This is a genomic window from Nocardia concava NBRC 100430, assembly GCF_000308815.1.
Taxonomy (GTDB): domain Bacteria; phylum Actinomycetota; class Actinomycetes; order Mycobacteriales; family Mycobacteriaceae; genus Nocardia; species Nocardia concava.
In genome coordinates this window covers 1-14,194 of sequence record NZ_BAFX01000126.1, presented here as the reverse complement: position 1 = coordinate 14,194, position 14,194 = coordinate 1, and the positions used below count along the sequence as shown (strand labels likewise).

At 70.5% G+C, this 14,194-nt stretch carries 1 protein-coding gene (cut by a window edge); it reads left to right on the top strand.

From position 1 onward, the window contains the following. Nucleotides 1-14,194, top strand: part of the annotated coding region (locus ON43_RS30080) for a non-ribosomal peptide synthetase (protein WP_040812994.1) (this coding region is incomplete at its 3' end). Its footprint begins 12,918 nt before the window's first position; 14,194 of its 27,112 annotated nt are in view.

Sequence of the window (14,194 nt, the reverse complement as noted above, 5' to 3'; positions counted from 1 at the left end):
GCGCTGGTCGCCCAGGAGCGCCCGGAGCTGGTGCCGCTGTCGCTGGCGCAGCAGCGCATGTGGTTCCTGAACCGCTTCGACAACCGCACCGCGGTCAACAACATCCCGGTGGCGCTGAAGCTCACCGGCGCAGTGGATCTGGACGCCTTCACCGCCGCCATCGGCGATGTGCTGGCGCGTCACGAGTCGCTGCGCACCATCTACCCCGAGGTCGAAGGCGACGGCTACCAGCGCATCCTGCCGCTGGCCGAGGTCGACTTCGAGGTAGCCGCCCAGACGGTCACCGAGGCCGAACTGACCTCGCGCATCGTGCAACTCGCGAGCGTCCACTTCGACGTCACCCGCGAGCTGCCGTTCCGCGCCACCGTGCTCAGCCTGAGCGAGACCGAGCACGTGGTCGTGCTGGTGCTGCACCACATCAGCGCCGACGGCGCCTCGCTGCGCCCGCTGCTGCGGGATGTGGTGGGCGCGTACCTGTCCCGCGCCAATGGCGAGGCTCCGGCCTGGACGCCGCTGCCGGTGCAGTACGCCGACTACACGCTGTGGCAGCGCGAGATCCTCGGCGCGGAAACCGATTCCGAGTCGGTGGCCGCGCAGCAGATCGCCTACTGGACCAACCAGCTGGCCGACCTGCCCGAGCAGATCGAGCTGCCCGCCGACCGGCCGCGGCCGGAGGTCGCCACCAATGCCGGTGGCATCCACGACTTCTCGATCGACGCCGAATCGCACCGCGCTCTGACGAGCGTGGCTCGCGAGCACGACGTCACCCTGTTCATGCTGGTCCACGCCGCCCTGGCGGCCTGGGCGTCGCGCCTGTCGCGCGCCACCGATATCGCGATCGGCACCCCGATCGCGGGCCGCGGCGAGCGTGCGGTCGACGACCTGGTCGGCATGTTCGTCAACACCCTGGTGCTGCGCAGCGAGGTCAAGCCGGATGCCGCGTTCCGCGACCTGCTCGCGCAGGTGCGTCGCACCGACCTGGCCGCTTTCGCGCACGCCGACGTGCCGTTCGAGCGGCTGGTGGACGTGCTCAGCCCGGTCCGCTCGCAGGCGCACCACCCGCTGTTCCAGGTGGCGCTGACCTTCGAGGCCGCCTCCGCCAAGGACGCGCAGACCGTCGAGCTGCCGGGCCTGGAGCTCGAGGTCGTCGAATTCGACGCGGGCACCGCCAAGTTCGACGTGCAGCTCACCGTGAGCGAGCGCGCCGACGGCTCGCTGGGCCTGTCGTGGAATTACGCCACCGATCTGTTCGACGCCGAGACCGTGGCCTCCTTCGCTGACCGCCTGGTGCGCGTGCTGCGCGCGGTCGCCGAGGATCCGGCCGCGCTGATCGGCGATATCGACCTGCTCGGTGAGGCCGAGCGCCACGATGTGGCCGAGAACTGGGTGTCGGCGGGCGAGGATGTCGGGGCCACCGCCTCGACTCTCTCCAGCCTGTTCGACGCGGCCGTGGTCGCGAACGCCGACCGCGTCGCCGTGCGCTTCGGCGACGAGGAGCTCACCTACTCCGAGCTGGACCGGCGCGCGAATGTGCTGGCGCGCAGGCTGATCGGCGAGGGTGCGGGACCGGAATCGCTGGTCGCGGTGCTGCTGCCGCGTTCGGCCGATCTGGTCGTGGCGCTGCTGGCCGTGATCAAGACCGGTGCGGGCTACGTGCCGATCGATCCGACCTACCCGGCCGATCGCATCGCCTACGTGCTGTCGGACGCCAAGCCCACCAGCGTGGTCACCGACTCGACCGTGCAGGTCGAGCTGCCCGCCGGGCTGAACACCGTGCTGCTTGACGGCTTCTCGCTGGAGGCCGGAGATATCGAGGACGCGGCCGACGCGCCCGTCACCGATGCCGACCGCACGGCCGCGCTGCGCCCGGACCACGTCGCCTACGTCATCTACACCTCCGGCTCCACCGGCCGCCCCAAGGGCGTGGCCGTGGCGCACCGGAACGTGGTGCGGCTCATGGCCAACACCGATCGCGAGTTCGGCTTCGGACCCGAGGATGTGTGGACGCTGTTCCACTCCTACGCCTTCGACTTCTCGGTGTGGGAGCTGTGGGGCCCGCTGCTCTACGGCGGCAAGCTGGTCGTGGTCGACTACTACGTCTCCCGCTCGCCCGAGCAGTTCCTGGAACTGCTGCGCCGCGAACAGGTCACGGTGCTCAACCAGACCCCGTCGGCGTTCTACCAGCTGGCCGAGGCCGACCGCATTGCCGGCGACCAGCAGACGCTGGCGCTGCGCTACGTGATCTTCGGCGGTGAGGCGCTCGAGCTGCGCCGACTGTCGGATTGGGTTGCCCGCCACGGCGATTCGAGCCCGTACCTGGTCAACATGTACGGCATCACCGAGACCACCGTGCACGTGTCGGTGCGGGTCCTCGATGCCGAGACCATTGCCGCGGCGACCGGTTCGATCGTGGGCCGGGCCATCGCGGGCCTGCGCGTGTACGTCCTCGACGACCGCCTGCACCCGGTGCCGGTGGGCGTCGCGGGCGAAATGTACGTGGCCGGACCGCAATTGGCGCGCGGCTACCTGGGCCGCCCCGACCTGTCGGCGGCGCGCTTCGTGGCCAGCCCGTTCGGCACGCCGGGCGAGCGTCTCTACCGCTCTGGTGACGTGGCGCGCTGGAACCGCCGCGGCGAGCTCGAATACCTGGGCCGCGCCGACGATCAGGTCAAGGTGCGCGGCTTCCGCATCGAGCTCGGCGAGATCGAATCCGCCGTGCTCGCGCAGGCCGGTATCGCGCAGGCCGCGGTCATCGTGCGCGAGGACCAGCCGGGCGATCAGCGCATCGTGGCCTACGTGGTGCCCGCCGAGGGCGTCGCGCCCGCCGTGGACGCCGTGCGCGACGGTGCGGCCGAGCTGCTGCCGGCCTACATGGTCCCGTCCGCCATCGTGGTGCTGGACCGGATTCCGCTGACCGTCAACGGCAAGCTGGACCGCCGCGCCCTCCCGGCCCCGGCCGTGCAGGCGCGGGCCTTCCGCGCGCCGGAGACCCCGGTGCAGGAGACCGTCGCCGCGGTCTTCGCCGAGGTCCTCGACCTGCCGCGGGTCGGCCTGGACGACGACTTCTTCGACCTGGGCGGCAACTCGCTCATCGCGACCCGCGTGGTCTCGCGCATCGGCGCGGCCCTGGACACCACCGTCGCGGTGCGCACGCTGTTCGAGGCCACCACGGTCGAGGCCCTGGCGGCCCGCATCGAATCGCACGCCGACGGTGCTTCCCGCGCCAAGCTGGTCGCGCGCACCCAGGCCCCGGGTGAGCTGGTGCCGCTGTCGTTCGCGCAGCAGCGCATGTGGTTCCTGAACCAGTACGACACCTACTCGGCGGCCTACAACCTGCCGCTGGCCATCCGCCTGACCGGCGAACTCGACACCGCCGCACTGGAACTCGCGGTCGCGGACGTGGTCCGCCGCCACGAGTCGCTGCGCACCCGGTACCCGGAGCACGGCGGCACGCCGATGCAGCTGGTCGTCCCGGCCGAGGAGATCGCCCTGGATCTGCGGCCGGTCGCGGTCGCGGCCGAGGATCTGACCGCTACCGTCACGGCCTTCGCCACGCTGGGCTTCAATGTCGCGGAACAGGTTCCGCTGCGCGCCCGGCTCTTCCGCGTTGGTGCCGAAGAGGCCGCCGAGCACGTGCTCATGGTGGTCGTGCACCACATCGCTGGTGACGGCTTCTCCATGACGCCGCTGGCCCGCGACGTCATGGTCGCCTACACCGCGCGCACCCAGGGTGCGGTGCCCGGCTGGGCTCCGCTGGCCGTGCAGTACGCCGACTTCGCGCTCTGGCAGCGCGAAGTGCTGGGCTCGGAAGAGGATTCGTCCTCGATCATGGCCCGCCAGGTCGCCTACTGGCAGCGCGTGCTCGGCGGCGTGCCCGACGAGCTGGCGCTCCCGACCGACCGTCCGCGCCCGGCCATCGCCTCGCACCGCGGCGCGACGCTGCAGCGGACGCTGTCGCCCGAGCTGATCGGCAAGCTGGAAGACGTTGCCCGCCAGCGTGGTTCGTCGCTGTTCATGGTCATGCACAGCGCCCTCGCGGTGCTGCTGGCCCGCCTGTCCGGTGGCGACGATATCGCCGTCGGCACCCCGGTCGCCGGTCGCGGTGAGGCCGCGCTCGACGACCTGGTCGGCATGTTCGTCAACACGCTGGTGCTGCGCACCGGCATCGACCCGGCCGAGTCGTTCACCGATCTGCTGGATCGCGTGCGCCACACCGACCTCGACGCCTTCGGCAATGCCGACGTGCCGTTCGAGCGGCTGGTGGAACTGCTCGCGCCCGAGCGCTCGCAGGCCCGCAACCCGCTGTTCCAGGTCATGCTGGCGTTCCAGAACCTGGACCGCACCAGCCTGGAACTGCCGGGGCTGACCGTCGGCACCCTGGATCTCGACGAGAACATCTCGCGCTTCGATCTGCAGTTCACGCTGTCGGAGAACAACTCCGGGATGCTGCTGGCGCTGACCTACGCCACCGATCTGTTCGACGAGGCCACCGCGGCCGGGTTCGCGCAGCGCTGGTTGCGGGTCCTGGACGCCATCGCCGCCAACCCCGAGATCGGCGTCGGCGCGATCGACATCCTGGATCAGGACGAGCGCGCCGATCTGGTGGCCCGCTTCGGTCTGCCCGCCGTCCCGGCGCGCACCCTGCCGGAGCTCATTGCCGACGCCGTCGCCATCAACCCCGACGCCCCCGCGGTCGTGTTCCAGGGGACGAGTCTGTCCTACGGCGAATTCGATTCGCGCTCGAACCGCCTGGCGCGCTTGCTCATCGAGCGCGGCATCGGCACCGAGGATCTGGTCGCCGTCGCCGTCCCGCGGTCGGACCAGTCCTACTTCGCCGAATGGGCGGTGTCCAAGACCGGTGCGGCCTTCGTACCGGTGGACCCGAGCTACCCGGCCGACCGCATCGTCCACATGGTCACCGACTCCGGTTCGCCGGTCGGCCTCACCGTGGCCTCGGTGCGCGCGGACATGCCGGACTCGGTCGAATGGCTCGTCCTGGACGAGCTGGAGCTGAATGCCTTCGCGGACACCGCGATCGCCGACGCCGAGCGGGTGCGCCCGCTGCGTCCGGAGCACCCGGCCTACGTCATCTACACCTCCGGCTCCACCGGCGTCCCGAAGGGCGTGGTGGTCAGCCACGCCGGTCTGGCCAACTTCACCGTGGAGCAGGCCGAGCGCTACGCTCTCGACTCCGATTCGCGCGCACTGCATTTCGCCTCGCCGTCGTTCGACGCGTCGATGCTGGAATTCCTGCTCGCCATCGGCAAGGGCGGCACCCTGGTGGTCGTCCCGCCGGGCACTTACGGCGGCGAGGAGCTCTCCGAGCTGATTCGCGCCGAGCGCGCCACCCACGCGTTCATCACCCCGGCCGCGCTGTCCACCTTCGGACCGGCGGGCCTGGACTCGCTGCGCGTGCTGGTCGCCGGTGGTGAAGCCGTTCCGGCCGACCTGGTCGAGAAGTGGGCGGTTCCGTTGGCGGACGGCACCATTCGTGCCTTCCACAACGGCTACGGCCCGACCGAGACCACCATCATGACCAACATCAGCGACGCGCTGGTGCCGGGCGATCTGGTCACCATCGGTGGCCCCATCCGGGGCATGCAGTCGCTGATCCTGGACAACCGCCTGCGGCCCGTTCCGGTGGGCGTCGCGGGTGAGCTGTACCTGTCGGGCATCCAGCTGGCGCGCGGCTACCACGCGCGGCCGGGCCTGAGCGCCGAGCGGTTCGTCGCCAACCCGTACGTGGACGGCGCGCGCATGTACCGCACCGGTGACGTGGTGCGCTGGACCGCGGACGGCCTGGTCGAATACGTGGGCCGCTCCGACTTCCAGGTCAAGGTGCGCGGCTTCCGCATCGAACTGGGCGAGATCGACGCCGCGCTGGCCTCGCACGAGAGCGTGGACTTCGCGGTCACCGTCGGCCACAAGAACGCCGCGGGCGCGACCGCGCTGGTGTCGTACGTGGTTGCCACGCCGGGCCATTCGATCGATGTGGCGGCCGTGACCGCGCACGTCGAGGGCCGCCTGCCCGCGTACATGGTGCCGTCCTCGGTCATGGTCATCGACCGGGTGCCGCTGACGCCGGTCGGCAAGCTGGACCGCCGCGCCCTGCCCGAGCCGGTCTTCGCCACCGAGGTGGTCTTCCGGGCCGCGCGCAATGCGCTCGAGCAGACCATCGCCGAGGTGTTCGCCGAGGTGCTGGGCCTGGAGCGGGTCGGCATCGACGACTCGTTCTTCGCGCTGGGCGGTGACTCCATCGTCTCCATCCAGCTGGTGTCGCGGGCCAAGGCGCGTGGCGTGGTGTTCTCGCCGCGCGACGTGTTCGAGCAGCGCACCGTGTCGGGCCTGGCCGCGATCGCGGAAACCGCTGACGCCCAGGGTGATTCGGCCCCGCAGCTGACCGAGCTGCCGGGCGGCGGCGTGGGTGTCATGCCGCTGACGCCGGTGGTCCGGTTCATGGCGGGACGGCCGGGCGAATTCGGCCGGTTCAACCAGACCATGGCGCTGGAACTGCCGATCGGCATCGATCGCGCGGGCATCGCCGCCACCGTCGGCGCGGTCATCGACCGCCACGACATGCTGCGGGCGCGCCTGCGCCGGGTGCCGGACGCGGACTGGATCGTCGAAACCGGCGCTCCCGGGACCGTGGACGCCGATGCGCTGATCGACCGCACCGAGTTCGACGCGAGCGCGACCGACGAGCAGCTGCTCGAGATCGCCACCGCCGCACTGGATGCCACGCTCGACAAGCTGGATCCGGCCGCGGGCGTGGTCATCCGGTTCGTGTGGCTGGAACCGTCGGACAACTCTCGTGCCGGACGCCTTGTCGTCGCCGCCCACCACCTCGTGGTCGACGGCGTCACCTGGCGAATCCTGGTGCCGGACTTCGTGACCGCGTGGGGCCAGCTGTCCGCCGGACAGACCCCCGAGCTGGTCGCGCCCGCCACCTCCATGCGCACCTGGGCGCACGCCCTCGAGCGTGAGGCCGCCACCGAGGACCGGGTCGCCGAGCTCGACTTCTGGCGTGGTGTCGTCGAGGGCCCGGATCCGCTGCTCACCGAGCGCGCCATGGATCCGGCCGTGGATGTCACCGCCACCGTCGTCAAGCATCGCGTCGAGCTGTCGGCCGAGGCCACCAAGGCCCTGCTGACCACCGTGCCCGCGCTGTTCCACGGCGGCGTCAACGACGGTCTGCTGACCGCACTCGCGTTGGCGGTGGCCAAGTTCCGCGCCGCCAAGGGACTGGGGGAGAAGTCTGCCCTCATCCGCCTGGAAGGCCACGGTCGTGAGGAAGAGGTCGTGCCGGGCGCCGACCTGTCGCGCACGGTCGGCTGGTTCACCGCCATCTTCCCGGTGCGCTTCGACCTGACCGGTCTCGACGTGGACGCCGCCCTCACCGGCGGGCCCGCCATGGGCCGGGCCATCAAGGCCGTCAAGGAACAGCTGCTCTCGGTGCCGGACAAGGGCATCGGCTACGGGCTGCTGCGCTACATGAACTCCGACACCGCCTCGCAGTTGCCCAAGCAGACGCCGGGCCAGGTCAGCTTCAACTACCTGGGCCGGGTCGGCGACGGCGATGTGCCCGAGGCGCTGCGCGGCTTCGGGTGGATTCCCGCGCCCGAGCTAGCGGACCTGGCCGGCGCCTACGACGCCGACATGCCCGCCATGGCCCCGATCGATATCAACGCGATCGTGGTCGGCGAGAAGCTCATCACCAATATCGGCTACCCGAGCACGCTGCTCGACGCCGAGGAGATCGCGGAATTCGCCGCGCTGTGGACCAGTGCGCTGGAAGCCGTTGCGCAGCACGCGGAATCGGCGCAGGCGGGCGGGCACACGCCGTCCGACTTCGGCCTGGTCCGCATCACCCAGCGCGATATCGACGGCTGGGAGCAGCAGTACGGGCAGCTGAGCCAGGTGTGGCCGCTGTCCGCGCTGCAGGCCGGTCTGCTGTTCCACGCGCAGCTGGCCGCCACCTCCGTGGACGTGTACACCGCGCAGGCGGTGCTCACCCTCGAGGGCCGCGTCGACGCCGACCGGCTGCGGTCGGCCGCGCAGGCGCTGCTCGAGCGGCACGAGATTCTGCGCACGGCCTACGTGAACGATGCGTCCGGTGTTCCGGTGCAGGTGGTTCTCGACAATGTGAAGGTGGCGTGGACCAACCACGACCTCACCGATGCCGCCGACGTCGAGGCCCGCGCCGCGGAGATCATCGCCGCCGACCGGATGCAGCGCTTCGATCTCACCGAGCCGCCGCTCATCCGCTTCACCCTCGTGCGTACGGGTCCTGCCGCCTACCGCCTCGCCGTGGCCAACCACCACATCCTGCTCGACGGCTGGTCCATGCCGCTGCTCATGCAGGACCTGCTGGTGCTCTACGCCACGCACTCCGACACCGCGGTGCTGCCGCCGGTGCGGTCCTACCGCTACTTCCTGGAATGGGTTGCCGCGCAGGACCGTACGGCGTCGCTCAACGCCTGGCAGCAGTCGCTGCGTGGGGTCTCCGAGCCGACCCTGCTGACCCGCCCGGACCCCGGCCACGAGATCACCGCCCTGTCCGGCGAGTACTTCTTCGACCTGGACGAGGCCGCCACCGCGCGCCTGACCGCCCTGGCCGCCGAGATCGGCGTCACCCCGAACACCGTGCTCCAGGTCGCCTGGGGCATCCTGCTCGGCCGCCTCACCGGCCGCGACGACGTGCTGTTCGGCACCACCGTGTCGGGTCGCCCGGCGCAGCTGTCCGGCGTCGAGTCCATGGTGGGTCTGTTCATCAACACCGTCCCGGTGCGGGTCGCCTTCGATCCGGCCGAGTCGGCGCGCTCGCTGCTCACCCGCACCCAGGGCGAGCAGGCCGACCTGCTCGACCACCACTACGTGGGCCTGGCCGACATCCAGTCGGCCGCGGGCATCGGCGGGCTCTTCGACACCCTGGTGGTGTTCGAGTCGTATCCCGTTGACGCCGAGGGCATCCGGTCTCAGGCCGCCGATATCGACGGTATGGCCGTCACCGGCCTGGACGCCGCCGACGCGACGCACTACCCGCTGACCCTCATCGCCCAGCTCGACACCCGCCTGCGCATCCGCGCGGGTTACCTGCGCGACCTGTTCGACGAGGACACCGTCCACCGCATCGCCGATCGCCTGATCCGCGTGCTGACGGCCATCACCACCGAACCGGCCGCGGCCGTCGGCGATATCGAACTCGTCGACGCCGCCGAGCGCGAGCAGGTCGTGAAGCGTTGGAACGACACCGCTTTCGACGTGGATGCCACACTCGCCGATACCTACGCTCTGTCATCCCGGCATGCTTTTGGCCGGGATCCATTGGACACGGGTGTGGATTCCGGCCAAAAGCACGCCGGAATGACGGGGGATGCCGCTGCGACGCTGGTGGCGCTGTTCGAGGCGCAGGCCGCGCGGACGCCCGACGCGACCGCACTGAGCTTCGAGGGGACAAGTCTGTCCTACGCCGAGTTCGGCGAGCGGGTGCACCGCCTGGCCCGCTGGCTCATCGAGCGCGGCGTCGGCGCGGAATCGTTTGTGGCGCTGGGCATGCGGCGCTCCCTCGATCTGGTCGTGGGCATGTACGCCGTCGCCGCCACCGGCGCCGCGTACGTGCCGCTGGACCCGGACCACCCGGCCGAGCGCACCGAGTACATCCTCGAGACCGCCGACCCGGTGACCGTGCTGACCTCCGGTGAGGATCTCCCGATCAACACCGCGCAGGTGCGCATCGACCTGCTGGACCTGTCGAGCTACTCGGCGGCCCCGCTGACCGATGTGGATCGTCGTGCGCCGCTGCGGGATTCGAATGTCGCGTACGTGATCTTCACCTCCGGTTCGACCGGTCGCCCGAAGGGTGTGGCGGTGCCGCACTCGGCGATCGTGAACCGTCTCGTCTGGATGCAGGCCGAGTACGGTCTGACCGCCGATGACGTTGTGCTGCAGAAGACCCCGGCCACGTTCGACGTGTCGGTGTGGGAGTTCTTCTGGCCGCTGCAGATCGGCGCGAAGCTGGTCGTGGCCAAGCCGGACGGTCACCGCGATCCGGCCTACCTCGCCGATCTCATTGCCCGCGAAGGCGTCACGGTCACCCACTTCGTGCCGTCCATGCTGGCCGTGTTCGTCGCCGAGGAAGCCGCCGCGCGCTGCACCAGCCTGCGCATGGTCTTCGCCTCCGGTGAGGCGCTCTCGCCGAAGCCGTCGCACAAGCTGCGCGAGCTGACCGGCACGGAGCTGCACAACCTGTACGGCCCGACCGAAGCGGCCGTCGACGTCACCTACCACGAGGTCGTCGACGCCGACACCGACTCGGTGCCGATCGGCCGCCCGGTCTTCAACACCCAGGTGTACGTGCTGGATTCGCGACTGCGGCCGGTTCCGGTCGGCGTCGCGGGTGAGCTGTACCTGGCGGGCACGCAGCTGGCCCGCGGCTATGTGGCGCGACCGGATCTGAGCTCGGATCGCTTCGTGGCCAACCCGTTCGCCGACGGCGAGCGCATGTACCGCACCGGTGACCTCGTCACCTGGACCGCGGACGGCGAGCTGGAATACATCGGCCGCACCGACTTCCAGGTGAAGCTGCGCGGTCTGCGCATCGAGCTCGGCGAGATCGAATCCGCGCTCACCGCACTGGATTCCGTCGCGCAGTCGGTGGTCGTGGTTCGCAACGACCCGCACGCCGGTGACCAGCTGGTCGGCTACGTCATCCCCGCGTCGGGCCGGACCGTCGAAGTCGAGGCCGTGCGCGCCGAGATCGGCGAGAGCCTGCCCGCGTACATGGTGCCGTCGATCCTGATGGTGCTGGACGAGTTCCCGCTCAACGCCTCCGGCAAGCTGGACCGCAAGGCGCTGCCCGCGCCGGTGTTCGAGGCCGCGGTGTTCCGCGCCCCCGTCACCGCGGTCGAGCAGATCGTGGCCGGTGTGTTCGCCGAGATCCTTGGACTCGAGCGGGTCGGTCTGGACGACGACTTCTTCGCCCTCGGCGGCAACTCGCTCATCGCCACCCAGGTGGCGGCGCGCCTGTCCGCCGCGCTGGACACCCACCTGGGCGTCCGCGAGATCTTCGAGTCCTCCACCGTGGCCGCGCTGGCCGCCAAGGCCGAAACCCATTCCGGCGCGGGAACTCGCGCGCCGCTGGTCGCCCAGGAACGCCCCGAGCGGCTGCCGCTGTCGCTGGCCCAGCAGCGCATGTGGTTCCTCAACCGGTTCGATCCCGAATCGGCCACCGAGAACATTCCGGCGGCCGTGCGTCTGTCGGGTCTGGTGGATCGCCAGGCCCTGCAGATCGCCGTGGCCGACGTGCTGGCGCGGCACGAGTCGCTGCGCACCCGGTTCCCGGAGATCGACGGCCAGGCGTTCCAGGAGATCGTGCCGACCGGCCAGGTCATTCCGGACCTGACCCCGGTCGAGGTCAGCGAAACCGAACTGCCGCAGGCGCTCTCGGCGCTGGTGCTGCGTGGATTCGACGTCACCGTGGACGTGCCGTTCCGCGCCAGCCTGTTCGAGGTCAGCCCGACCGAGCACGTGCTCGCGCTGGTGGTGCACCACATCTCGGCCGACGGCTTCTCCATGGGCCCGCTGACGCGGGACATCATGACCGCCTACGGCGCGCGCGTCGCCGGCGGCGAGCCCGAGTGGCAGCCGCTGGAGATCCAGTACGCCGACTTCGCGCTGTGGCAGCGCGAAGTGCTCGGCGACGAGAACGATCCGGAATCGGTGATCGCCCAGCAGATCTCGTACTGGCGCGACGCGCTGGCCGGACTACCCGACCAGCTCGACCTGCCCTCGGACCGGCCGCGTCCGGCCGTGGCCTCGGGTCGCGGCGCCACCCACCTGTTCGAGGTGGACGCCGAAACCCACGCCGCCCTGGCCGAACTCGCCCGCACCCGCGGCGCGACGCTGTTCATGGTCATGCACTCGGCGCTGGCTGTGCTGCTCTCGCGCCTGTCGGGTGAGCGGGACATCGCCATCGGCACCGCCATCGCGGGCCGCGGTGAGCGTGCCCTCGACGATCTGATCGGCATGTTCGTCAACACCCTGGTGCTGCGCACCGAGGTGGACGGCGGCCAGGGCTTCACCGAACTCCTGGAAACGGTGCGCGCCACCGACATCCAGGCCTTCGGCCGCGCCGACCTGCCCTTCGAGCGCCTGGTGGAGATCCTCAACCCGGCCCGCTCGCAGGCGCGGCACCCGCTGTTCCAGGTCATGCTGTCGTTCCAGAACACCGGCGTCACCGAACTGGAACTGCCGGGCCTCACCGTCAGCGGTGTCGATCTGCCGCTGGACACCGCCAAGTTCGACCTCCAGCTGGTGCTCACCGAGCAGCAGGGTGCGGCCGATGTGTCCGGCAACAGCCACGGACCCGCGGTGTCCGGCATGACGGCCGAGCTCATCTACGCCACCGACCTGTTCGACGCGGCCACCATGGCGCGCTTCGCCGAGCGATTCAACCTGCTGCTGAAGGCCATTGCCGCGCAGCCGGATCGGGCCGTCGGCGATCTCGGGATGCTGGTCTCCGGCGAGCGCGCACGGGTGCTGCTGGACTGGAACCAGACCACGGTCGACTACGCGCCGACCGACACCCTGGTCGCGCAGTTCGAGGCGCAGGCCGTGGCCACCCCGGACGCGACCGCGGTCACGTTCGAGGGGACGAGTCTGTCCTACGGCGAGTTCGCCGCCCGCGTGAACAAGCTGGCGCGTCGCCTCATCGAGGCGGGCGTCGGACCGGAAGCCCTGGTCGCACTGCACATCCGGCGTTCCATCGACTTCGTGGCCGCCGCCTACGCGGTGGTGACGGCCGGTGGCGCGTACGTGCCGGTGGATCCGGACCAGCCCGCCGAGCGCATCGGCCACGTGCTCGATACGGCGAACCCGGCCTGCGTGCTGACCACCTCGAGCTCCCGCTCCGAGGCCGAGGGCTACTCGATCCTCGAGGTCGACACCGTCGACCTGTCGGAGTACTCGGCCGATCCGATCGTCGATGCCGACCGCCTGGCCCCGCTGTATCCGCAGCATCCCGCGTACGTCATCTTCACCTCGGGTTCCACCGGAAAGCCCAAGGGCGTCAGCGTCTCCCACGCCGCCATCGTCAACCAGGTCGACTGGATGCAGGCGGAGTACCAGCTGACGGCCGACGACATCTACCTGCAGAAGACCCCGAGCACCTTCGACGTGTCGCTGTGGGGCTACTTCATGCCGCTGCGCGTCGGCGCGGAGCTGCTGCTGGCCACCCCGGACGGGCATCGCGATCCCGCGTACCTGACCGAGCTGATCGAGCAGCGCGGCGTCACGGTCACCGACTTCGTGCCGTCGATGCTGAGTGTCTTTGCCGCCCAGGGCGATCCGGAGCGCCTGCGGGCCGCGCTGGCGACCCTGCGCCAGGTGTACGTGATCGGTGAGGCGCTGCCCGCCGAGACCGTGCGCGCCTTCGGCGAGGTCAGTGCCGCCGAGCTGCACAACCTGTACGGCCCGACCGAAGCCGCGGTGTCCATCACCTACCGCGACGTCACCGGTGAGGTCGACCGGATCGTCATGCCGATCGGTCGCCCCGAGTGGAACAGCCGTGTCTACGTGCTGGATTCGCGCCTGCACCCGACTCCGCCGGGTGTGGCGGGCGAGCTGTACCTGGCCGGTGTCCAGCTGGCCCGCGGCTATGTCGCGCGCCCGGACCTCACCTCGGACCGCTTCGTCGCCAACCCGTTCGACGCGCCCGGCGAGCGCATGTACCGCACCGGTGACCTCGTGCGTTGGGACGACAGCGGCGACACCGCCGAGCTGGTGTACCTGGGCCGCACCGACTTCCAGGTGAAGTTCCGCGGCCAGCGCATCGAACTCGGCGAGATCGAGGCCGCGCTCACCGCGCACCCGTCGGTCAGCCAGTCCGTGGTCGTCCTGCACACCGCCGAGCACACCGGCGACATGCTGGCCGCCTACGTGGTGCCCGCCGCCGGTCCGATCGACCAGGAGGCGCTGCGGGCGCACCTGGCCGAGCGACTGCCGTCCTACATGGTCCCGGCCGCGCTGGTGGAGCTGGACGCGTTCCCGCTCAACACCTCCGGCAAGCTCGACCGCAAGGCCCTGCCCGCCCCGACCTTCGAGACGCGGGAATTCCGCGCCCCGGTGTCCTCGGCCGAGCAGACCGTCGCGGCCGTCTTCACCGAGGTCCTCGGCCTCGAGCACCCGGTCGGCCTGG